This is a genomic window from Leifsonia poae (assembly GCF_020009625.1).
GTDB lineage: Bacteria > Actinomycetota > Actinomycetes > Actinomycetales > Microbacteriaceae > Leifsonia > Leifsonia poae_A.
The window spans coordinates 1,536,956-1,559,599 of record NZ_JAIHLP010000002.1 but is presented as its reverse complement, the minus strand read 5'-3'; the positions used below and the strand labels follow the sequence as shown (position 1 = coordinate 1,559,599).

Genomic DNA, 22,644 nt, shown 5'->3' with positions numbered 1-22,644 from the left:
CGTGGTTTAACGACCTCAGATACACGAGCCCGCTACAGCTTGCGGAGAAGGACCGAGCTGACGGTGTGGTCGGTGCCCTTGCGCAGCACGAGTTTGGCTCGCGAGCGGGTGGGGCGGATGTTCTGGGTGAGGTTGGGCTCGTTGATGCTGTTCCAGATCCCCGCCGCGCGGCTGCGCGCCTGCTCCTCGGTGAGCTCGGCGAACCGGTGGAAGTACGACTTCGGATTGGCGAAGGCTCCGCGCTGCAGCTTGAGGAAGCGCTCCTCGTACCAGTGGGCGATGTCGCGGGTGCGCGCATCCACGTAGACGCTGAAGTCGAACAGGTCGCTCACGGCGAGCCGATTGCCGCCACCGGCGGGCTGCAGCACGTTCAGACCTTCCACGATGAGGACGTCGGGGCGGCGCACGACGATCTCCGCATCCGGCACGATGTCGTAGCTGAGATGCGAATAGAACGGCGCGCGCACCTCGGGTGCGCCGCTCTTGATGGCCGTGACGAACCGCAGCAGGGCTTTGCGGTCGTATGATTCGGGGAACCCCTTGCGTTCCATCAGCCCTCGCCGCTCGAGTTCGGCGTTGGGCAGCAGGAAGCCATCGGTCGTGACGAGTTCCACGCGGGGGGTGTCGTCCCAGCGGGAGAGCAGCTCCCGCAGCAGGCGGGCGATCGTGGACTTTCCGACCGCGACCGAACCGGCGACACCGATCACGAACGGCGTGCTCGCCGCCCGTTCGCCGAGGAACTGGCTGGTCACCCGGTGCAACTGCTTCGCCCCGCCGACGTAGAGGTTGAGCAGGCGGCTCAGCGGCAGATAGACCTCTTCGACCTCGCGCATGTCGAGCGGATCGCCGAGGCCGCGCAGCTGCACGATCTCGGTCTCCTTCAACGGGAGCCGGGTGCTCTGGGCGAGCTCGGACCAATCGGATCGGGACAGTTCGACGAACGGCGACGAATCGCCGTTGCCTGTGGATCCGCCCTGTGCTGTGCCGTGCTCCGCCATAGGCGACAAGTCTAGGGTGTCGGCCCAGGCTAAAATCGGCTGCATGTGTGGAATCGTGGGGTACGTCGGTACCGATAAGAGCCTCGAGGTGCTTCTGGGCGGTTTGAAACGTCTGGAGTACCGCGGGTACGACTCGGCCGGCATCGCGGTGATCGCTCCCGACGGCGGGCTCAATACCGCCAAGAAGTCGGGCAAGCTCGCCATGCTCCGCGCAGACCTGGCAGAGCACCCCATCCCCGACGGTGGCACCGGGATCGGGCACACGCGTTGGGCGACCCATGGCGGCCCGACCGATCGCAATGCGCATCCGCATCTGGGAGACGAGGGCCGGCTGGCGGTCATCCACAACGGAATCATCGAGAACTTCGCGACGCTCAAAGACGAGCTGCTCGCCGACGGTTTCACCTTCGAATCGGAGACCGACACCGAGGTCGCCGCGGTGCTGCTCGGCCGGGAGTACCGCACGACCGGCGACCTCAACGAGGCGTTCCGCCGGGTGGTCTCGCGTCTGGAGGGTGCGTTCACCCTGCTCGCGCTGCACAAGGACCAGCCGCATGTCGTCGTGGGGGCGCGTCGCAACTCCCCGCTCGTGATCGGTCTGGGCGAAGGCGAGAACTTCCTCGGCTCCGATGTCGCCGCCTTCGTCGAGTACACCCGCCACGCGATGGCCATCGGTCAGGACCAGATCGTGACGATCACGCCCGAGTCGGTCTCGGTCACCGACTTCACCGGCGCCCCGGTCGAGGTCGAGCCGTTCGAGGTGGCCTGGGATGCGGCGGCCGCCGAGAAGGGTGGCTGGTCGTCGTTCATGGCCAAGGAGATCGCCGAAGAGCCGGATGCGGTGGCGAACACCCTGCGCGGCCGTCTCGTCGACGGCACCGTGCACATCCCCGAGCTCGATTCGCTGGGCGACGAGCTGCTCGCCGGTATCGACCGCATCACCATCATCGCCTGCGGCACCGCCTCGTATGCGGGGATGGTCGGCAGCTACGCGATCGAGAAGTGGGCCAGGGTTCCCGTCTCGGTGGAGCTCAGCCACGAGTTCCGCTACCGCGAGCCGGTGATCACGCCGAGCACGCTCGTCATCTCGATCAGCCAGTCGGGTGAGACGATGGACACGCTGATGGCTGTCAAGTACGCCCGCGAGGCCGGCGCCAAGACGATCTCGGTGTGCAACACGCAGGGTGCCACCATCCCGCGCGAATCGGATGCGGCGCTCTACACGCACGCCGGCCCGGAGGTCGCCGTCGCGTCGACGAAGGCGTTCGTCGCCCAGATCACCGCGCTGTACCTGTTCGGCCTGCACCTGGCGCGGGTGCGCGGAACCCTGTCAGACGCGGCACAGCGCGACGCGATCGACGAGCTGGCGGCGGTTCCGGAAAAGGTGGCCGAGGTGCTGAAATCGCACGATGCCATCGCCCAGCTCGCCAAGTGGATGTCTGACACGCGCTCCGTGTTGTTCCTCGGCCGCAACGTCGGCTACCCGATCGCTCTCGAGGGTGCGCTCAAATTGAAGGAGCTCGCTTACATCCACGCCGAAGGGTTCGCCGCCGGCGAGCTGAAACACGGGCCGATCGCGCTCATCGAGCCGGGCCAGCCCGTGTTCGTGGTGGTGCCGAGCCCCCGCTGGTCGGATGAGATGCACAAGAAGGTCGTCTCGAACATCCAGGAGATCCGCGCCCGCGGCGCCCGCGTGATCGCGATCGCCGAGGCGGGGGACGCGGCCGTGCTGCCGTTCGCCGACGAGGTCATCCGCATCCCGCTGGCCGCCCCCCTGTTCGAGCCGCTGCTGGCGGTCGTCCCACTGCAGATCTTCGCGATGGAGTTGTCGGCCGCCAAAGGTCTCGATGTCGACCAGCCGCGCAACCTCGCCAAGTCGGTCACGGTCGAGTAGGCGCCCATGATCGCCGGTATCGGGGTCGATGTTGTCGATCTTGCGCGCTTCTCCCGCGCGATCGAACGCACCCCACGCCTGCGGGAGCGGCTGTTCACCGAGGCGGAGCGCCGCCTGCCGGTGCATTCGCTCGCCGCGCGGTTCGCGGCGAAGGAGGCGCTGATCAAGGCGCTGGGCGGATCGGAGGGGGTTCGCTGGCATGACATGGAGATCGTCGCCGACGGCGAGGGCGACCCCGGTTTCGTGCTTCACAACGTCGTCGAGCGCGACGCGCGGGCGCGGGGCATCGCGAACATCCACGTGTCGATGACGCATGATGCGGGCGTCGCGATGGCGTTCGTCGTGACCGAGAGGGCCGACCGTGGCTGAACCGCCGGCGTTCCGTGAGGCCGTGATCGATCTGGCCGCCCTCACCGCCAATGTGGCGCACCTGCGCGAGGTCGTCGGCACGGAGCACCTGATGGCCGTGGTCAAGGCGAACGGCTACGGTCACGGCGCTGTGGAGTGCGCGCGCGCCGCGTTGGCCGGGGGAGCGGACTGGCTGGGAGTCGCCGACCTCGGCGAGGCCGTGCAGCTTCGCGAGGCCGGCATCGACGCGCCGATCCTGGCCTGGCTGCACGATCCGGATGCAGACTTCCTTCCGGCGATCGAGGCCGGCATCGATATCGGCGTCTCGTCGGCGGCCCAGCTCGACGCCGTGGCCGCCGCCCGCCGACGGCTCGTGACGGAGGGCCGCCTGCACGGTCAGGCCTTCGTGCAAGTGAAGCTGGAGACGGGCCTCAGCCGCAACGGCGTCTCCGAGCCCGAATGGGCGGAGGCGTTCGCGAAGGCGCGCGCGCTGGAGCGCGCGGGCGACATCGTCGTGCGCGGCATCTTCAGCCATGTGTCGAATGCCTCGCCGGAGGACGACGCCATCGCCATCGCCGTCTTCACGCGGGGTCTCGCCGCCGCCGCGGCGGCCGGGCTCACGCCCGAGCTGCGGCATCTCGCCGCGTCGGCCGCCGCCCTGCGCATCCCGGATGCCCGGTTCAACCTGGTGCGACTCGGCATCGGAATCTACGGTCTGGCACCGTTCGAGGGGGTCACGAGCGCCGAGCTCGGCCTGAGACCGGTGATGACTCTCCGCGGTCGCGTCGCGGCTGTGCGCCGCGTGCCGGCCGACACCGGCATCTCGTACGACTACACGTATCGCACGAAGCAGGAGACTACGCTCGCGCTGGTTCCGCTCGGCTATGCGGAGGGGATCCCGCGCCACGCGTCGAATCGTGCGACGGTGGCGATCGGGGGCCGGACTTTCCCGGTCAGGGGCCGCGTGGCGATGGACCAGTTCGTCGTCGATGTCGGCGATCATGCCGTGCAGGTCGGTGACGAGGTCGTGCTCTTCGGCGACCCGACCACTGGAGTGCCTTCGGCGGAGGATTGGGCGGAGGCGGCCGGCACGATCAACTACGAGATCGTGACCCGCATCGGTTCCCGGGTGCGGCGCACCTACGTGGGGCGACCGTGACCGGTTTCGTGTGGCCGCCGGTAACCCGGGTGGTCGAGACGTCTGCGCAGATGCACACGCTCGGCATCGAGCTCGCGGCCATCCTCCGCGCCGGCGATCTCGTGGTCTTGAGCGGCCCGCTCGGTGCCGGCAAGACCACGCTCACGCGAGGGATCGGTGACGGGCTCCAGGTGCGCGGGCCGGTGACGAGCCCCACCTTCGTGCTCGCCCGCACGCATCCCAGCCTGGTGGGCCGAGCACCGCTGGTGCACGTCGACGCATACCGGCTCGGCAGTGCTCTCGAGCTCGACGACCTCGACATCGACTTCGCCCGCTCGATCGTGGTGGTCGAGTGGGGCAGCGGGATGCTCGACGGCATCGCCGAATCGTGGCTGGAGGTGGACATCGCCCGTCCGACCGGGGCAGCGACCCCAGCCGCCGAGATCCCCGCCCTGCCCGACGACGACGACCCGGCCGAAGACGACGACATCGAAGACGATGCCGACCTCGACGCCGACGAACCCCGTCAGGTCGCGATCACCGGGTTCGGAGGGCGCTGGTCCGGCATCGGCACCGGCGAACGCTAGAAGTTGGCCGCTGCGCCTAGGCTGGAATCATGCTTCTCGCGATCGACACTTCCGCCGGAACGAGCGCTGCCGTCGTCGATCGGGAGGGCGGCATCCTGTCCGAGCGCTCACAGTCCGACACGATGCGTCATGCCGAGGTCATCGGCGAGCTGATCGAGGCCGTGCTGCGGGAGTCGGGCGTTCCGGTCGCCGACCTGTCCGGGGTCGTCGCGGGCATGGGTCCCGGGCCGTTCACCGGCCTGCGTGTGGGCATCGCCGCGGCCAAGGCGTTCGCCTTCGGCGCGGGCAAGCCGCTCGTCCCGGCGGTCAGCCATGACGCGGTCGCCTTCGAGCGGTACCGTTCCGGTCACACCGGCGGGCTGCTCGTGGTCACGGATGCGCGACGCCGCGAGCGCTACTGGTCGGCCTACGTCGGTGTCGACGAGGCCGGGCTGCCGATCCGTGAAGACGGTCCCGGGCTCGCCAAACCGGATGAAATTCCTCACGCCGCGCTTCCGCGCTTCGACGCGACGGTGGTCTCGGCGGGGGCGCTCGGGATGCTCGCCGAGCTCCAATTCGCGAACGGCCGTCCGTTCGCCGCCGACGAGCCCCTCTACCTGCGCTCGCCCGACGTGACGCTGTCGAACGGCCCCAAGCGGGTCAGCGCATGAGCGGGTCAGCGCATGACCGGGGTCGGCGCATGAGCGGGTCAGCCAGCCGGGCCGGCGCATGAGCGGGTCAGCCAGCCGGGCCGGCGCATGACAGAGGAACCGCCCACCACTGTCTGGCAGTTGCGGCGCGCCACCGTCGATGACGTCGACGCCATCATGGCGATCGAGCGGTCGACCTTCGCGACCGACGCCTGGTCGGAGCGGTCGATGCGTTCCGAGGTGCGGAGCGAGCACACGTACTACCTCGTCGCGTTCGACCCGGAGCATCCCGAGCGCATCGACGCGTACGCCGGGTTACTCGCGCCGCGCGGCGCGGCCGAGGGCGACATCCAGACCATCGCCGTCGCCGAGCCCGCCCGCCGGCGCGGCCTCGGACGCACACTGATGCTGGCGCTCGTCGGCGAGGCCCGCAAGCGTGGTGCCCGCGAGGTGTTCCTCGAGGTGAGGGCCGACAACCCCGGAGCCCAGACGCTCTACGGCGAGCTCGGCTTCGAAGACATCGGCGTGCGCCCGCACTACTACCAGCCCGACGACGTAGACGCGATCGTGATGCGTCTCGTCGTTCCCCGTCCGGAGACGACAACCGCATGAATCGCATCGACCCCTCGCATCCCGCCCCGCTCGTCCTCGGCATCGAGACCTCGTGCGACGAGACCGGGATCGGCATCGTGCGCGGCACGACCCTGCTCGCCAACACCATCGCCTCGTCGATGGATGAGCACGCGCGCTACGGCGGCGTGGTTCCCGAGGTGGCGGCGCGCGCCCACCTCGAGGCGCTGACCCCAGCGCTCCGCACCGCCGTCGCGGACGCCGGGATCGAGCTGGCCGACATCGACGCCATCGCCGTGACCTGCGGGCCCGGTCTCTCCGGGGCGCTCATGGTCGGTGTCGGTGCGGCGAAGGCTCTCGCCGTGTCGCTCGGCAAGCCGATCTACGCCGTCAACCACTTGGTCGGCCATGTGGGGGCCGACCTCATGGATGCGGCCGGCGGCCCGGGGCATCCGGTCGAGCTGCCGACGATCGCCCTGCTGGTTTCCGGCGGACATACTTCGCTGCTGTTGGTGCGCGACCTCGTCTCCGATGTCGAGCTGCTTGGCGAGACCATCGACGACGCCGCCGGCGAAGCCTTCGACAAAGTGGCGCGAGTGCTCGGCCTGCCGTACCCGGGAGGGCCACAGATCGACCGGGTGGCGGTCGATGGCGACCCCAAGGCCATCCGGTTCCCCCGTGGCCTCACCAAGCCGAAAGACCTCGAGGCCCATCGCTACGATTTCTCGTTCTCCGGCCTCAAGACCGCGGTCGCGCGCTGGGTGGAGCAGCGGCAGGATGCGGGCGAACCCGTTCCCGTCGCCGACGTCGCCGCGAGCTTCCGCGAAGCGGTGGTGGATGTGCTCCTCACGAAGGCCATGGCGGCCTGCCGCGATCACGGGGTCCCCCGGCTGCTGCTCGGCGGCGGGGTCGTCGCGAATGCGCGGGTTCGGGAGGTCGCGGCGGAACGTGCGGCGGCGGCGGGCGTCGCATTGCGAATCCCGGCCCTGTCGCTGTGCACCGACAACGGTGCGATGATCGCGGCTCTCGGTGCGCAGCTGATCATGGCCGGCCGGCCGCCGAGCACGCTCGGGTTCGCGGCGGACTCGACACTGCCGGTCACCCGGATCCACGTCGAGGGCTGAGCGAGCGGTACGACGCCCTCTCGTACCGTCGTGCCGAATTCTGCGAAGTACCGCATGAAACGCCGCTCGACGGATAGTCTGAAGGGATGGCGCGACCGGGGGGCCATCTTCGTTGACACCTCTGAGACCCGCCTGCCACTATTGCAGCGCTACAGCAGTTTCTCAGAAAAGGAGATTGGCCTCATGACCGATCCGAACGTGCCCGCCGAGCCGGTGGATCCCAACGCTCAGACTGGCGCAGTTCCGCCCGCCCCTGCGGCCGAGCAGAACACGGGTGCCGTTCCGCCGGTCCCGCCTGCCGCGCCCGTCTCCGACGCTCCGCCCGCGCCTCCGGTCGCCCCGCCTGCGCCTCCGGTCGCACCGACTGCGCAGCCTGACTACAGCCAGCAGCCGCAGCAGCCGCAGCAGCCATACGGCCAGCCGCAGCAGCCCTATGGCCAGCCGCAGCAGCCGTACGCCCAGCCGCAGCAGCCCTATGGCCAGCCGCAGCAGCCGTACGGCCAGCCGCAGCAGCCGTACGCCCAGCAGCCCGGCTACGGCGCCCCGGTCTATGGTCAGCCCGCCCCCGGCTATGCGCAGCCCTACGCCCCGCAGGCGAAGTCCCCGATCCTCAGCATCCTGTCGATGGTCGGCGGCATCATCGGCGTCGTACTCGGCTGGGTCTACGGCATCGGCTTCCCGTTCGGTGTCGCCGCGGTCATCCTCGGCTTCATCGGCAAGAAGAAGGAACCGGCCGCCAAGGGCTTCTGGCTCACCGGTATCATCACCGGTTTCGTGAGCATCTTCTTCTCGCTCGCCATCTGGGCCGTGCTGATCATCGCGATCCTCGCGCTGTCGTCCAGCGGATACAACTACTGATCTTCCGACACACGAGGGCCGGGCGACGCGCGAGCGTCGGCCCGGTCTTCGTCGTTGCGGGGCGGTCCGTGCCGCACGGTCGGTGGGTCAGCGGGCGAGGCGCTCGACGAGGAGCGCCGTGTGTTTGCCGCCGACGCGGGTGAGCACGATCGTGGCAGAGGCCGTGCCGCTCAGCGATAGGCGCTTGCGCAACGCGGCCGGGTCGACATCCACCCCCCGCTTCTTGATCTCGAGCGTGCCGATGCCGCGCTCGCGGAGGGCCCGCTTGAGGTCTCGCTCCTGGAACGGGAGCGTCTCGAGCACGCGGAAGCCGACGGCGAACGGGGTGCTGACCGCCGTGTCGCCGGTGAGGTAGGCGATGCCGTCGCTCAGCATCCGGGCGTCGAGCGCGCGGGCGAGATCGCCGATCAGGCGCGCGCGGATGACGGCGCCGTCGGGTTCGTAGAGGTATTCGCCGAGCGGTCCGGTGTCGGCGTCTTCGCTGTCCTGGGAGGCCGTCAACTCGTGGGCGTCGTCCGAGGTGACCAGCAGGGCGGCGCGTCGGATGCCCGGGCGGGCGAGCGCGCCGAACCACAGGCCCATCTCCACCAGCTGCCCGTCAACGGAAACCCATTGCGCTTCTGCGGACGACGGGATGAGGTCGCGATCGAGACCCGGGCCGAGCTTCACCCCCACCGATCGCCCCGTGGCGATTTCGAAGGCGAAGCCGAGAGACGGCGAATAGTCGTCGGGGTCGCTGATGCGCGAGGTCTGGCCGTGGCCGGCCGTGCGGCGGGCCGGGTCGAGGAAAACGCCGTCGATACCGCGCAGGTCGATGTTCTCGGCCCGATCGTGCAGCACGGTGGCGTTCGAGAACGGCGCGAGGTTGTAGCTGGCGATCGCGGCCGTCACCTCGTCCGCCTCCACGGCGGTGACCTCCAGATCGAGAGCTGCCACGGCCATCGCATCGCCGCCGATGCCGCAGCCGAGGTCGGCGATGCGGCCGAACCCGGCCGATGCGAACCGGCCGGCGTGCCGGGCGGCGACGGCGAGGCGGGTCGCCTGCTCCAGTCCCGCCTCGGTGAACAGCATGCGATCGGCGAACGGCCCGAACTTCGACTGCGCCTTCGCCCGGAGTTTCGCCTGTGTGAGAACGGCGGCGACCAGGGCTGGGGAGTGCCCGGCCTTGCGCAGATCGCTCACTGTTCTGAGCACATCGTCGGCCGAACGGTAGGGCGGCAGGGCGTCGAGCAACCGCAGGCCGTCGGCGGACAGCACCTCGAGCAGCTCCGAGCGTTCCATGCCTTCACGCTACCCTCTTGGCACTCACGTTGCGTGACTGCTAATGAACCCTCTAAACTCGACTTAGCACTCTCAGTGCGAGTGTGCTAACTCCAGTCTTCGTCTAGTCAGTGTTAGTAAGAAAGAGGTCAACCGTGTCGGTCTCCATCAAGCCGCTCGAGGATCGCATTGTCATCAAGCAGGTCGAGGCTGAGCAGACCACTGCTTCTGGTCTGGTCATCCCTGACACCGCCAAGGAGAAGCCGCAGGAAGGCGAAGTCGTCGCCGTGGGCCCCGGTCGCATCGACGACAACGGCAACCGCATCCCGCTCGACGTCGCCGTCGGCGACAAGGTGATCTACTCCAAGTACGGCGGAACCGAGGTCAAGTTCGGTGGCGACGACCTGCTCGTCCTCTCCGCCCGCGACGTTCTGGCCGTCGTCGTCCGCTGACGACAGCCCCCGCGAAGGCCCGGATGCTTCGGCATCCGGGCCTTCGTCGTCTCTGCAGCGAATCCCGGCCGGCCGCACGGAATAAAACCCCGCCATTCTGCCGTTACCATTGATTATCCGTGGCGCCGAGGCGGGCGGATTCTCCCATTCTCGCGACGCAAAAGGGGTGAAATGGATCAGACGGATCCGTTCGGCTTCATCGGATTGACCTACGACGACGTGATGCTCCTGCCCGGGCACACCGATGTCATCCCGAGCGAGGCGGATACGTCCTCCCGCCTCACCAAGCGCATCACGGTGGCCTCTCCGCTGCTGTCGAGCGCGATGGACACGGTGACCGAGTCACGCATGGCCGTCGCGATGGCGCGGCACGGCGGCATCGGCATCCTGCACCGCAACCTCTCGATCGAAGACCAGGCGGCCTACGTCGACAAGGTGAAGCGCTCCGAGTCCGGGATGATCACGAACCCCGTCACCACCACACCCGATGCCACCGTCGAAGAGGTGGATGCACTGTGCGGTCAGTTCCGGGTCAGCGGTCTGCCCGTCGTCGAGGGGGACGGAACACTCGTCGGCATCATCACGAACCGCGACATGCGATTCGTCTCGCCGTTCGAACGCACTACGACTTTCGTCCGCGATGTGATGACCCGCCAGCCGCTCATCACCGCGCCGGTCGGCATCGACCCCGACTCGGCCGTCGCGATCTTCGCGCAGCACAAGATCGAGAAGCTTCCACTCATCGACGCGGACGGCAAGCTGCGCGGCCTCATCACGGTGAAAGACTTCGACAAGAGCGAGAAATACCCGAACGCCACCAAGGATGCCGAGGGCCGTCTCCGTGTCGGCGCCGCGATCGGCTTCTTCGGCGACGCCTGGGACCGCGCTATGACGCTCGTCGACGCCGGAGTCGACGTGATCGTCGTCGACACCGCCAACGGTGACAGCGCCGGTGTGCTCGACATCATCCGACGGCTCAAGTCCGAGCCGCGCGCCTCCCATGTGGATGTCATCGGCGGCAACGTGGCCACGCGCTCGGGCGCACAGGCGCTCATCGACGCCGGTGCGGACGCGATCAAGGTCGGCGTCGGCCCGGGCTCCATCTGCACCACCCGCGTGGTCGCCGGTGTGGGAGTCCCGCAGGTCACCGCCGTCTACGAGGCTTCCCTCGCGGCGCGCGAGGCCGGGGTTCCGCTCATCGCCGACGGCGGCCTGCAGTATTCGGGCGATATCGCGAAAGCCCTCGTCGCCGGCGCTGACACCGTCATGCTCGGCTCCCTGCTCGCCGGGTGCGACGAATCGCCAGGCGACCTCGTCTTCGTCAATGGCAAACAGTTCAAGAACTACCGCGGGATGGGCTCGCTCGGCGCATTGCAGACCCGGGGCAAGAAGACCTCGTACTCACGCGACCGCTACTTCCAGGCGGACGTTCCGAGCGATGAGCAGCTGATCGCAGAAGGCATCGAGGGCCAGGTGCCCTACCGTGGTCCGCTCGCGGCCGTGGCCTATCAGCTGATCGGCGGGCTGCGCCAGTCGATGTTCTACGTGGGCGCCCGCACCATCCCCGAGCTCAAGCAGCGCGGCAAGTTCGTGCGCATCACCGCGGCCGGGCTCAAAGAGTCGCACCCGCACGATGTGCAGATGGTCGTCGAAGCGCCCAACTACCGTCGCTGACGCCTCGCGCGATGCCGGTCTCGGCGGGTCCCGCGCAGGCTCCGCAGAGACTGGCATCTCGTGTTTCCGCCGTCTAGGCTGGAAGGCTCGGTCGACACGGGCGCCCGGAGGCCGGGCTCGCATCGGATGAGGGAACTCACGTGGGCTACATCGACGTGTCGGGGATCGGTTATGCGCTGGGCGATGGCCGCCCGCTGCTCGACGACGTGTCGTTCCGCGTGGGTGATGGCACCGTCGCGGCCCTGATCGGTGCAAACGGGGCCGGAAAGTCCACGCTGCTGCGCATCATCCGGGGCGAGGTCGGCCAGGATGCAGGAAGCATCGGCATCGACGGCGGCCTGGGCGTGATGGACCAGTTCATCGGACACGTTCGCGACGGACGTTCAGTGCGCGACCTTCTGGTGTCGGTCGCGCCCCGCGCTGTGCGGAACGCGGCGGACGCGCTGGCGGCCGCTGAAGAGGCGATCATCGCACGCGATGAGACCGACACGCAGCTGGCGTACGCCTCGGCGCTCGCAGAGTACGCGGATGCAGGCGGATACGACCAGGAAGTGGTCTGGGACAGCTGCACTATCGCGGCCATCGGCATCCCGTTCGAGCGTGCTCAACACCGCGATGTGACGACGCTCTCGGGCGGTGAACAGAAGCGGCTGGTGCTGGAGGCCCTGCTGCGCGGCCCGGAGCAGGTGCTCCTGCTCGACGAGCCGGACAACTATCTCGATGTTCCAGGCAAACGGTGGCTGGAGGAGCAGCTCCGGGCCACGCCCAAGACCGTTCTCGTCGTCTCGCACGACAGGGAACTGCTTGCGAATGCAGCAGAGCGCATCATCACACTGGAGCTCGGCGCAGCGGGTAACACCACGTGGACGCACGGTGGCGGATTCGCCGGCTACCACGCTGCGCGGGACGAACGGATGGCGCGGCTCGACGAACTCCGCCGTCGCTGGGATGAGGAACACACCAAATTGAAGGCGCTGGTGCTGCGGTTCAAGCAGAAGGCGAAATACAACAGCGACCTCGCGAATGCCTACCAGGCGGCGCAGTCGCGGCTCGCCCGGTTCCTCGCGGCCGGGCCGCCTCAGGCCAGGCCGCGCGAGCAGAACGTGACGATGCGCCTCGCCGGGGCCCGCACCGGCCGCCGCGTGGCGGAGTTCTTCGACCTCGAACTGACCGGTCTCATGCGCCCGTTCAGCGGTGAGATCTGGTTCGGCGAGCGGGTGGCCGTGCTCGGCTCGAACGGTTCCGGCAAATCGCACTTCCTGCGATTGCTCGCCTCCGGCGGAACCGACCCCGATCCGGCTGCGGGGCATCTCGCCTCGGCGGATCAGGCGGGCTCACCCGTTCCGCATACCGGTGTCGCGAAGCTGGGCGCGCGCGTGATGCCCGGCCTGTTCGCGCAGGCCCACGAACATCCGGAGCTGGTCGGGCGCAGCCTGCTCGAGATCCTGCACCGCGGAGACGACTTCCGTGCCGGCCTGCCCCGGGATGCGGCGAGTCGCGTTCTCGACCGCTACGGCCTTGCTTCTTCAAGCGAGCAGACCTTCGAGTCGCTTTCCGGCGGGCAGCAGGCACGACTGCAGATTCTGTTGCTCGAACTCTCCGGTGCCACTCTGCTGCTGCTGGACGAGCCCACCGACAACCTCGACCTCGTGTCGGCCGAGGCCCTCGAGGACGGGCTGCGCGGTTTCGAGGGCACCGTCGTCGCCGTCACGCACGACCGTTGGTTCGCTCGCGGCTTCGACCGCTTCCTGGTCTTCGGCGCCGACGGTACCGTCACCGAATCCGGGACCCCGGTCTGGACCGAGTCTCGCGTCACGCGGGCCCGCTGAGAGACGGCAGAAGCATCGATTTCGCGCTGTTCTCGATGCGTCTGCCGCCTGTCAACGAAGGGGGTCCAGGGCGGCGAGGCGAAGGGCGGCCTCGGTGAGGATCGAGGGGGAGCAGGCGAAGTTGAGGCGAGCGAAGCCGGCACCGGGAGCGCCGAAAGCGGGGCCGGGGATGAGCGCCACACGACCGCGGTCGAGCGCCGGGATGCTCGGGTCGTCGCCCCAGCCGAGCGCCCGGAAGTCGAGCCAGGCCAGGTAGCTCGCCCGGGGCTCCCGATAGCGCACCCCGGGAAGGTACTCGGTGAGGAGGGTCGCCAGCAGCCGTCGGTTCATCTCGACGTCGGCGAGCACCTCGGCCAGCCAGGGGCCGCCGGCGGTGTAGGCGGCTTCGGTGGCGATCCGCCCGAAGTGGCTGGTGCGCACCTCGACCTCGAACGGCAGGGCGCTGAGGAGGTCGGTCATCCGGTCGCTCGCGGTGACGAACTGCGCGCATTTGAGTCCGGCGAGGTTCCAGGCTTTGCTGGCGGCGTGCGCGGCGATGCCGTGCTCACGAGCGGCGTCGGAGACATCGAGGAACGGGACGAACTCGGCATCGGAGTGGGTGAGCGGCGCATGCACTTCGTCGCTGACGACGACCGCGTCGAACCGGGCCGCGAGATCGGCCAGCGCTGTCAGATCGCTGCGGCTGTGAACCAGGCCGAGCGGGTTGTGCGGGTTGCAGAGTAGCAGGGCCCGGGCGCCGGCCGCGAACGCGCGCTCGATGCCGGCGAGGTCGAGCGACCAGCCGTCGTCGCCGACGAGCAGGGGTACCTCCTCGACGACGCCACCGGCCTCCGGGATCATTCCGAAGAACGGCGGGTAGACCGGCGGAGTGATGATCACGCGGTCGCCCGGGCGGATCGCCAGCCGCAGCGATTCGACGATGACGACGCTCACATCCGTCGTCGTGCTGACCCGGTGCGGTTCCACCGGCCAGTCCCAGGTGTCGGCGGCATACCTCGCGAAGGCTCGCTGAACCCGGTCGTCCGGGCCGATGTATCCCGTGTCGGAGCGGTCGATCGCGGAGCGGAGGGCCGCGGCGATCGGCTCGGCCAGCGGATAGTCCATCTCGGCGACGAACAGGGGGAGCACATCGTCGGGGTAGGCTCGCCACTTTTCGCTCGTCCTGGTGCGCAGCTTCTCGAGGGGATCGGCCTGGATCGTCATGCGTACACTCTGCCGCGAACGACGCGTTCGGCGCATCCGGCGCGCCCTCGCCATAGACTGATCGGGTGAGTATGGAGATTGAGATCGGGCGCGCCAAGCGCGCTCGCCGCGTTTATGCCTTCGACGACATCGCGGTTGTGCCGAGCCGGCGAACCCGCGACCCCGAGGATGTCTCGGTGTCGTGGTCGATCGACGCCTACCAGTTCTCCATTCCGTTCCTCGCGGCGCCGATGGACTCGGTCGTGTCGCCGACGACGGCGATCATGATGGGACAGCTGGGCGGGCTCGGCGTACTCGACCTGGAGGGTCTGTGGACCCGGTACGAGAACCCGGAACCCCTGCTCGCGGAGATCCGCGACCTGCCCACCGCCAAGGCGACGGCGCGGATGCAGGAGATCTACTCCGAGCCGATCAAGCCCGAGCTGGTCACCAGCCGGTTGGCGGAGATCCGCGAGGCCGGCGTCACCGTTGCCGGCGCGCTCTCCCCGCAGCGCACCCAGGAGCTCTATGAGACCGTCGTGGCGGCCGGTGTCGACCTGTTCGTCATCCGCGGCACCACCGTGTCGGCCGAGCACGTCTCGAAGAACGTCGAACCACTGAACCTCAAGAAGTTCATCTACGAGCTGGATGTGCCGGTGATCGTCGGCGGCGCAGCCACCTACACCGCCGCCCTCCACCTCATGCGCACCGGCGCCGCCGGCGTGCTTGTCGGTTTCGGCGGGGGAGCGGCCTCCACGACCCGATCGACCCTCGGCATCCACGCGCCCATGGCGACCGCCGTGGCCGACGTGGCCGGCGCGCGACGCGACTACATGGACGAGTCGGGCGGACGCTATGTGCACGTCATCGCCGACGGCGGCCTCGGCAGTTCGGGCGACATCGTCAAGGCGATCGCCTGCGGTGCGGATGCGGTGATGCTGGGTTCGACGCTGGCCCGCGCCACCGACGCTCCCGGCGGTGGCTGGCACTGGGGCGCCGAGGCGCACCACTCGCAGCTTCCGCGCGGCAACCGTGTCGCCGTCGGCCAGGTGGCACCGCTGGAGGAGATCCTCTACGGTCCGGCCCCCGTCGCCGAGGGCACCGCGAACCTGGTCGGGGCGCTGCGGCGCTCGATGGCCACCACCGGCTACTCGGATCTGAAGGAGTTCCAGCGCGTCGAAGTCGTCGTCGCGCCGTACAACGCGCACTAGAGCACCCGGCCGAGGACGGCTGGGAAAGGGAGAGAACGATGGTCATGAACGAGTCCACTTCAACCCCCACCGTGTCGTTTTCGTCACGACTCGGCCCGGCCGAACGCGCCGACGCGATCCGCGCGCTCAAAGAGACCGAACTCGACATCCTCGTGGTCGGTGGCGGCATCGTCGGCACCGGGAGCGCCGTCGATGCCGTGACCCGCGGGCTTTCGGTGGGTCTCGTGGAGGCCAGGGACTTCGCGTCCGGCACCTCGAGCCGGTCGTCGAAGCTGGTGCACGGCGGAATCCGTTACCTCGAGCAGCTGGACTTCCGTCTGGTGCGCGAGGCACTGATCGAGCGCGGTCTGTTGCTGCAGCGGATCGCCCCTCACCTGGTGAAACCGGTGCGTTTCCTCTACCCGTTGAAGAAGCGGGTCGTCGAGCGGGCGTATGTCGGGGCCGGCATGCTGCTGTACGACATCTTCTCCTACACAGGACTGAGGCCGCCGGGGGTGCCGCACCACCGCCACTTGAGCAAGCGGCAGGTGCAGCGCGCCATCCCGAGCCTCGCGAACGACGCGCTGGTGGGCGGCATCACCTACTACGACGCCCAGGTTGATGACGCCCGCTACGTGGCCAACCTGGCCAGAACCGCGGCGCACTACGGCGCCCATGTCGCCACCCGCGTGCGCGTCGAAGGCTTTCTGAAGGTCGGCGAACGCGTCGTCGGCGTGCAAGCCCACGATCTGGAGACCGATGAGCGGTTCGAGATCCATGCCAAGCAGGTGGTGAACGCCACCGGTGTCTGGACCGACGACACCCAGGCGATGGTGGGGGAGCGCGGCCAGTTCAAGGTACGGGCGTCGAAGGGCATCCACCTCGTCGTTCCGCGCGACCGGTTCCAGTCGAAGATGGGGCTTCTGCTGCGCACCGAGAAGAGCGTGCTCTTCGTCATCCCGTGGGGACGCCACTGGCTCATCGGCACGACCGACACCGATTGGCATCTCGACAAGGCGCATCCCGCCGCCACCGCGGCCGACATCGACTACCTGCTGGCGCACGTCAACTCCGTGTTGGGCGTGCCCCTGACGCGCGAGGATGTGGAGGGCGTCTATGCCGGTCTGCGCCCGCTGTTGGCCGGCGAGTCGGAGCAGACCTCGAAGCTTTCCCGGGAGCACCTCGTGGCGCACTCGGTTCCGGGCCTCGTGGTGATCGCCGGCGGCAAGTGGACCACCTACCGCATCATGGCGAAGGATGCGATCGACGCGGCCGTCGACGCGCTCGACGGCAAGATCCCGCGCAGCACGACGGAGGAGATCTCGCTCGTCGGTGCTGAGGGCTATCAGGCGGCCTGGAACAAGCGCGGACGGATCGCCTCCGAGAGCGGCTTGCACGTCGCGCGCATCGAGCACCTCCTGAATCGGTACGGCACGCTGGCCGAAGACATCCTCGCCCTGATCCGCGAGAATCCGGCGCTGGCCGAACCGCTGCCCGGCGCTGACGACTATGTCGGAGCCGAGGTGGTCTACGCGGCCACCAACGAGGGTGCCCTGCACCTGGAGGATGTGCTCGCCCGGCGCACCCGCATCTCGATCGAGGCCTGGGACCGGGGCGTCTCCGCCGCACCGGTCGCGGCGAAACTGATGGCCGGTGTGCTCGGCTGGAACAAGGCGCGCGAAGATCGTGAGGTGCAGACCTACCTCGAGCGGGTCGCCGCCGAACGTGCGAGCCAATTGCAGCCCGACGACGAGTCGGCCGACCGCATCCGTCTCGAAGCGCCGGACATCGTGGACGTCGACGCCGCTGCGGCGAAGATGGCGAAGGAGGCTCGCGCGGCGACGCGGGCACGCGCCCCGCGCAAGCCGGCCTCCACCAAGCCGGCCCCCACCAAACCTGCTGCCACCAAGCCGGCGTCGACGAAACGCTCGACGGAACCGCCCGCGCAGGCGGGCGAGTAGCGCGGGCGGCGGTCGGTGTGCGACCCGGTCGAAACCGGTGCGCGCCGACCGCACGGCCCCACTACACCACGAAACCCGGAGCCACCTTCAGGAGGGTCCGGTATTCTTTTCTGACTGCCCCCAATGTTTATGGAGACGGAAAATGGTTGACGTTCGACGGGTCAAGCTCCCCGGGGTCGGGGTGCTGCACACCTTCGTCACCGATGACGGAGGGAAGGTCGGTGTCATCGCGCACCGGTCGGGACACAGTGACCTGATCACTTTCTCGGATCACGAAGACGGCGCTGATGTGACGAAGGTCTCGCTGCGGCTGAGCGAAGACGAGGCGCACACCCTCGCCGAGCTGCTCGGCGGAACGCAGATCACCGAGTCGCTCACCGCCCTCGACCAGATCCCCGGGCTCAGCATCGACTGGTTCTCGGTCGACTACGAGGACTACATCGCCGGCCAGCAGCTCGGCGCGCCGGGCGACCGAGGCTTCGTCGGGCTCACCGTCGTCGCCGTCGTGCGCGGCGAATCCGCCAACCCGGCGCCCGCCCCCGACTTCAAGGTCTTCCCCGGTGACACCCTCGTCGTCGCCGGATCGCCCGAGAAAGTGGCGAAGGCGTTCGCTTTCTTCCGTACCGGTGAACTGCCCGCGCGCATCACCGTAGACGCACCGCCCGGGGGGTAGTCATGCATCTCGGCGAAGACCTCATCATTCTCGGCATCCTCCTGCTCGTGGCCTACGTGCTCGGGCGTCTCGGCAAGCTGATCGGTCTCCCCGCGATTCCCATCTATATGCTCGTCGGGTTGCTGGCCAGCCCGCACACCGGCTGGTTCCCGCTCAACTTCGAGTCGAACTACATCGAACTGATCGCGATCTTCGGTCTGATCCTGCTCCTGTTCAATCTCGGACTCGAGTTCGATCAAGACGAGTTCTTCGGCAACTTCGGCAAACTCATCATCTCCGGCGGTTCGTACATCGTCGTCAACATGGGTGTCGGCCTCGCGTTCGGGTTCATGCTCGGCTGGGGCACCCGTGAGGCGCTCATCGTGGCTGGGATGACGGCCACCTCCTCCAGCGCCATCGTCACCAAGCTGCTCATCGAGCTGAAGCGGCTCGCCAACAAAGAGACACCGATGATCCTCGGCGTCACCGTCGTCGAAGACATCTTCATCGCGATCTACCTCGCGATCGTCTCGGTGGTGCTGAGCGGCGAGACCGACTTCTGGCCGATCGTCGGCAAGCTCGCGATCGCGTTCACCTTCCTCGTGGTGATGTTCACCATCGCGCGGTGGGGCGGGCGGTATGTTTCGCGGCTGTTCCACACCAAAGACGACGAACTCTTCACCATCCTGTTCTTCGGCTTCGCGGTGCTGTTCGCCGGCATCGGCGAGGTGCTCGGGGTCACGGATGCGATCGGCGCGTTCCTGATCGGGCTCGTCCTCGGTGCCACGAAGTACCGCAAGAAGATCGAGCAGATCGCCATCCCGTTGCGCGACGTGTTCGCCGCCTTCTTCTTCCTCAACTTCGGTCTCGCACTCAACCCCGCGAAGTTCCCTGACGTGGTCGTGCCTGTGTTGCTGGCCGTGGTGCTCACGATCGTGCTCAACATCCTCGCCGGCCAGTTCGTGGCCTGGCTGAACGGGATGGGCGCGCAAGCGGGAATCAACACCACCGTCATCCTCCAGAACCGCGGAGAGTTCGCCCTGATCCTCGCGACGCTATCGTTGAGTGCGGGGCTGGATGAGCGAATACAGCCGTTCGCGGGGCTCTACGTGCTCATCATGGCCGTCATCGGCCCCCTGCTCGCAGCAAACTCCGAGAAGATCGGTGGGATGATTCTGCGGACCGGAAAATCATCGAAGAAGAAGCGCTCCGCCACCAAAGAACGCGATCCCATGCTCGACGAGGAGATCGCGCTCGTGGAAGCGGCGACAGCCGACCTCGAGTCGGACAAGCACTCCGACGACACCCGGCAGGCCATCGACCGGGTGGTCGACCAGGCCATGCAGCAGCAAGACATCACCGGGGACCGAAAGCGGGACTGAACCATTAGCGAGACCACCGACAGCGAAGAGACGACGCTGTTCCGAATGATGTTGCGCCCTCGCTGGATCGGTGCGCTCGTCCTCTGCCTCGCACTGGCCGCCGGCTTCGCTGCGCTCGGCCAGTGGCAGCTCGAACGAGCCATCGAGTCGGGCAAGGTGATCGACGCTCCGAGCGAGACCGTGCTCCCGCTCGCTCAGGTGGCGAAACCGAACGGTCCGATCGAGGAGAAGGCCACCGGTCAGTATGTGACCTTCACCGGGTCGTTCGTGCCCACCGACTACCAGCTGCTGGAGGGCCGGTTGAACTACGGCACCGCCGGCTGGTGGGTGGTGGCCCACGTGACCGTTCAGGGCGACGATGCCGACGGGCATCCGGTCGCCATGGCCGTCGCCCGCGGATGGGCGGCCGACAAGGCCACCGCCGAGTCGGTGCTCGCCCGCCTGGCGAACGAACCGCAAACCTCGCAGACCATCGTCGGTCGGCTGCTGCCGACCGAGGCACCGGTGGTGCCCACCGACAAGGCGCATCCCACCGTGATGTCCACCATGTCGGCCGCGGCGCTCTACAACCTCTGGACCGGAGTCGACGGCACGGATGTGTTCTCTGCATACGTCGTCGAGCGCACGCCGCCGGAGGGGCTGGTGAAGATCGATTCGCCGCCGCCGATCCAGGGGAGCACGCTCAACTGGCTCAACATCTTCTACGCCGCCGAATGGATCGTGTTCGCCGGGTTCGCCATCTTCTTCTGGTTCCGTCTCGTGAAGGATGCCAAAGAGAAGGAAGACGAGCTGCGGGAGCTGGAGCGCGAGCCGGCGGCCCGGCTTTAGGAAAGTAGACTGGACCCATGCCCCTCGCCCCCAAACCTGAAGACTTCCCGAAGATCCGGGGGGCCCTCAAGTTCTACCAGGTCTTCGCGTACGTGACCGGCATCATGCTGCTGCTGCTGTGCGTGGAGATGGTCATCAAGTACATCCTCGGCTACCAGCTCTTCGCGTTCAGCAACTACGGTGTGTTCGCCTTCGTGCCGGTGAAGACGGCAGTGGCTCCGACGGGTGTCGACCTCAGCACCGGCATCCTGATCGCGCACGGCTGGTTGTACGTGGTCTACCTGTTCTCCGACTTCCGCCTGTGGAGCCTGATGCGGTGGAACGCCGTGAAGTTCGTGGAGATCGCCCTCGGCGGTGTCATCCCGTTCCTGTCGTTCTTCGTCGAAGCCCGCATCAGCAAGCAGGTGAAGTCTTATCTGGCCGGCCGGGAGGCCGAAGAAGCGACCCTCGTGGAGGCATCAAATTAGTACCGAGCCCGCAGCCACCCGCCCTGTTCTCGTCGTCGATTTCGGCGCACAGTATGCGCAGCTGATCGCCCGACGCGTCCGCGAGGCGAGCGTCTACTCCGAGATCGTGCCGCACACCGTCACGGCGGCCGAGGTGGCCGCCAAGAACCCGGTCGGCATCGTGCTCTCGGGCGGACCGTCGAGCGTCTACGAAGAGGGTGCGCCGCAGTTCGACTCGGCGATCTTCGACCTCGGCGTGCCCGTGCTCGGCATCTGCTACGGCTTCCAGGTCATGGCGACCGCCCTCGGCGGCGAGGTCGCCCACACCGGTCAGCGCGAGTACGGTTCCACCGACGTCACCGTCACCGACGCGGCCAGTCACGGAGCGGGCAGCTTGCTGGCGGGGCAGCCCGACGAGCAGACCGCCTGGATGAGCCACGGCGACTCCGTGTCGCGCGCGCCCGAGGGCTTCCAGGTTCTCGCCTCCACGGCATCCACACCCGTGGCGGCGTTCGCTAACGACGAGCGGAAGCTCTACGGCGTGCAATGGCACCCCGAGGTCAAGCACTCGGCGCACGGCCAGGCCGTGCTCGAGAACTTCCTGCACCGCGCCGCCGGCATCCCCGCCGACTGGAACAGCGGCAACGTGATCGCCGACCAGGTGGCGGCCATCCGTGCCCAGGTCGGCTCGGGCAAGGTCATCTGCGGTCTCTCCGGCGGGGTCGACTCCGCTGTGGCGGCCGCCCTCGTGCACAAGGCCGTCGGCGACCAGCTCGTCTGCGTCTTCGTCGACCACGGGCTGCTGCGCAAAGACGAGCGTCGGCAGGTCGAAGAGGACTATGTCAAGGCCACCGGTGTGCGCCTGGTCACGATCGACGCCGAGAAGCAGTTCCTCGACGCGCTCGCCGGCGTGAGCGACCCGGAGACCAAGCGCAAGATCATCGGCCGCGAGTTCATCCGCACCTTCGAGCAGGCCCAGAGCGATCTGATCGCCGAGGCGGCCAGCGAGGGCGACCCCATCCGGTTCCTGGTGCAGGGCACCCTCTACCCGGATGTCGTCGAGTCCGGCGGCGGAACCGGCACGGCCAACATCAAGAGCCACCACAACGTCGGCGGCCTGCCGGAAGACCTCCAGTTCGAACTGGTGGAGCCGCTGCGCACGCTGTTCAAAGACGAGGTGCGCGCCATCGGCCGTGAGCTCGGTCTTCCGGAGGTCATCGTCGGCCGCCAGCCGTTCCCCGGCCCTGGTCTCGGCATCCGCATCGTCGGCGAGGTCACCCACGAGCGCCTCGAGCTGCTGCGGGATGCGGACGCGATCGTTCGCGCGGAGCTCACCGCCGCCGGCCTGGACGCCGAGATCTGGCAGTGCCCGGTCGTGCTGCTCGCCGATGTCCGCTCCGTGGGCGTGCAGGGCGACGGGCGCACCTACGGCCATCCGATCGTGCTGCGCCCCGTCTCCAGCGAAGACGCCATGACCGCCGACTGGACGCGACTGCCATACGATGTTCTGGCCAAGATCTCCAACCGCATCACCAACGAGGTGGACGGTGTGAACCGGGTCGTGCTCGACGTCACGTCGAAGCCACCGGGAACGATCGAGTGGGAGTGACCCTCCCCGTCAACGGCGGAAGGGCCGGGATGC

21 protein-coding genes are annotated in these 22,644 nt (G+C 68.1%); 18 read left to right on the top strand and 3 right to left on the bottom strand.

What is annotated here, in order from left to right; genetic code table 11:
• Nucleotides 1-32: 32 nt before the first annotated feature.
• Nucleotides 33-998 carry a type I pantothenate kinase gene (gene coaA, locus K5L49_RS08030; protein WP_223691775.1) on the bottom strand — a complete coding sequence of 322 codons (966 nt, stop codon included), beginning with the start codon at nt 996-998 and terminating at the stop codon, nt 33-35.
• Nucleotides 999-1,041: 43 nt separating this feature from the next.
• Between coaA and glmS the strand changes: the two genes are divergently transcribed.
• From glmS to K5L49_RS07990, 8 genes are all read left to right on the top strand, one after another.
• On the top strand, nt 1,042-2,892 hold the full coding sequence (glmS, locus tag K5L49_RS08025; RefSeq protein ID WP_223691773.1) for a glutamine--fructose-6-phosphate transaminase (isomerizing): 1,851 nt from the start codon (nt 1,042-1,044) through the stop codon (nt 2,890-2,892).
• A gap of 6 nt (nt 2,893-2,898) precedes the next feature.
• Complete coding sequence (locus K5L49_RS08020) at nt 2,899-3,261, top strand: holo-ACP synthase (protein WP_223691771.1); 363 nt, start codon at nt 2,899-2,901, stop codon at nt 3,259-3,261.
• The gene (gene alr / locus K5L49_RS08015) at nt 3,254-4,399 is read left to right on the top strand and encodes an alanine racemase (RefSeq protein ID WP_223691769.1); all 1,146 of its coding nucleotides are present in this window, start codon (nt 3,254-3,256) and stop codon (nt 4,397-4,399) included. The genes K5L49_RS08020 and alr overlap by 8 nt, the downstream gene beginning before the upstream one ends.
• Nucleotides 4,396-4,965: a tRNA (adenosine(37)-N6)-threonylcarbamoyltransferase complex ATPase subunit type 1 TsaE gene (tsaE, locus tag K5L49_RS08010; RefSeq protein WP_374107680.1), complete on the top strand. Its 570-nt coding sequence runs from the start codon at nt 4,396-4,398 to the stop codon at nt 4,963-4,965. The genes alr and tsaE overlap by 4 nt, the downstream gene beginning before the upstream one ends.
• 29 nt (nt 4,966-4,994) lie before the next feature.
• Nucleotides 4,995-5,615 (top strand): tRNA (adenosine(37)-N6)-threonylcarbamoyltransferase complex dimerization subunit type 1 TsaB, encoded by a 621-nt coding sequence (tsaB, locus tag K5L49_RS08005; RefSeq protein ID WP_223691767.1) that lies wholly within the window; start codon nt 4,995-4,997, stop codon nt 5,613-5,615.
• Nucleotides 5,616-5,702: 87 nt separating this feature from the next.
• A complete protein-coding gene (gene rimI, locus K5L49_RS08000) occupies nt 5,703-6,206 on the top strand; it encodes a ribosomal protein S18-alanine N-acetyltransferase (protein ID WP_223691765.1) in 504 nt (167 codons plus the stop codon).
• Nucleotides 6,203-7,288, top strand: coding sequence for a tRNA (adenosine(37)-N6)-threonylcarbamoyltransferase complex transferase subunit TsaD (gene tsaD, locus K5L49_RS07995; protein WP_223691763.1), 1,086 nt, complete (start codon nt 6,203-6,205; stop codon nt 7,286-7,288). The genes rimI and tsaD overlap by 4 nt, the downstream gene beginning before the upstream one ends.
• 183 nt (nt 7,289-7,471) lie before the next feature.
• Nucleotides 7,472-8,146: a DUF4190 domain-containing protein gene (locus K5L49_RS07990; RefSeq protein ID WP_223691762.1), complete on the top strand. Its 675-nt coding sequence runs from the start codon at nt 7,472-7,474 to the stop codon at nt 8,144-8,146.
• A gap of 87 nt (nt 8,147-8,233) precedes the next feature.
• Here K5L49_RS07990 and K5L49_RS07985 read toward each other — a convergent pair whose 3' ends face one another.
• Entirely contained in the window at nt 8,234-9,427 is a 1,194-nt protein-coding gene (locus tag K5L49_RS07985) for a class I SAM-dependent methyltransferase (RefSeq protein WP_223691761.1), read from the bottom strand.
• A 134-nt stretch (nt 9,428-9,561) separates the two neighbouring features.
• Between K5L49_RS07985 and groES the strand changes: the two genes are divergently transcribed.
• The 3 genes from groES to K5L49_RS07970 all read left to right on the top strand — a co-directional run bounded on the left by groES (nt 9,562) and on the right by K5L49_RS07970 (nt 13,361).
• Nucleotides 9,562-9,858, top strand: a complete 297-nt coding sequence (gene groES, locus K5L49_RS07980) for a co-chaperone GroES (protein WP_022893833.1) — start codon at nt 9,562-9,564, stop codon at nt 9,856-9,858.
• A gap of 171 nt (nt 9,859-10,029) precedes the next feature.
• The gene (gene guaB / locus K5L49_RS07975) at nt 10,030-11,532 is read left to right on the top strand and encodes an IMP dehydrogenase (protein WP_223691760.1); all 1,503 of its coding nucleotides are present in this window, start codon (nt 10,030-10,032) and stop codon (nt 11,530-11,532) included.
• Between the two features lie 140 nt (nt 11,533-11,672).
• Nucleotides 11,673-13,361, top strand: coding sequence for an ABC-F family ATP-binding cassette domain-containing protein (locus K5L49_RS07970; RefSeq protein WP_223691759.1), 1,689 nt, complete (start codon nt 11,673-11,675; stop codon nt 13,359-13,361).
• 51 nt (nt 13,362-13,412) lie between these two features.
• Here K5L49_RS07970 and K5L49_RS07965 read toward each other — a convergent pair whose 3' ends face one another.
• Complete coding sequence (locus K5L49_RS07965; protein ID WP_223691758.1) at nt 13,413-14,564, bottom strand: MalY/PatB family protein; 1,152 nt, start codon at nt 14,562-14,564, stop codon at nt 13,413-13,415.
• Nucleotides 14,565-14,635: 71 nt separating this feature from the next.
• Here K5L49_RS07965 and K5L49_RS07960 point away from each other — a divergent pair, with 71 nt between their 5' ends.
• The 7 genes from K5L49_RS07960 to guaA all read left to right on the top strand — a co-directional run bounded on the left by K5L49_RS07960 (nt 14,636) and on the right by guaA (nt 22,611).
• On the top strand, nt 14,636-15,754 hold the full coding sequence (locus tag K5L49_RS07960) for a GuaB3 family IMP dehydrogenase-related protein (RefSeq protein WP_223695267.1): 1,119 nt from the start codon (nt 14,636-14,638) through the stop codon (nt 15,752-15,754).
• A gap of 44 nt (nt 15,755-15,798) precedes the next feature.
• The gene (locus K5L49_RS07955) at nt 15,799-17,694 is read left to right on the top strand and encodes a glycerol-3-phosphate dehydrogenase/oxidase (RefSeq protein WP_223691757.1); all 1,896 of its coding nucleotides are present in this window, start codon (nt 15,799-15,801) and stop codon (nt 17,692-17,694) included.
• Between the two features lie 142 nt (nt 17,695-17,836).
• The gene (locus K5L49_RS07950) at nt 17,837-18,367 is read left to right on the top strand and encodes a cation:proton antiporter regulatory subunit (RefSeq protein ID WP_223691756.1); all 531 of its coding nucleotides are present in this window, start codon (nt 17,837-17,839) and stop codon (nt 18,365-18,367) included.
• Nucleotides 18,368-18,369: 2 nt separating this feature from the next.
• On the top strand, nt 18,370-19,728 hold the full coding sequence (locus K5L49_RS07945; protein ID WP_223691754.1) for a cation:proton antiporter: 1,359 nt from the start codon (nt 18,370-18,372) through the stop codon (nt 19,726-19,728).
• A gap of 45 nt (nt 19,729-19,773) precedes the next feature.
• Nucleotides 19,774-20,556: an SURF1 family cytochrome oxidase biogenesis protein gene (locus tag K5L49_RS07940; RefSeq protein ID WP_223691753.1), complete on the top strand. Its 783-nt coding sequence runs from the start codon at nt 19,774-19,776 to the stop codon at nt 20,554-20,556.
• Nucleotides 20,557-20,573: 17 nt separating this feature from the next.
• Complete coding sequence (locus K5L49_RS07935; RefSeq protein WP_223691751.1) at nt 20,574-21,023, top strand: DUF3817 domain-containing protein; 450 nt, start codon at nt 20,574-20,576, stop codon at nt 21,021-21,023.
• A complete protein-coding gene (gene guaA, locus K5L49_RS07930) occupies nt 21,019-22,611 on the top strand; it encodes a glutamine-hydrolyzing GMP synthase (RefSeq protein WP_223695266.1) in 1,593 nt (530 codons plus the stop codon). Before K5L49_RS07935 ends, guaA begins: the two co-directional genes overlap by 5 nt.
• Nucleotides 22,612-22,644 lie beyond the last annotated feature (33 nt).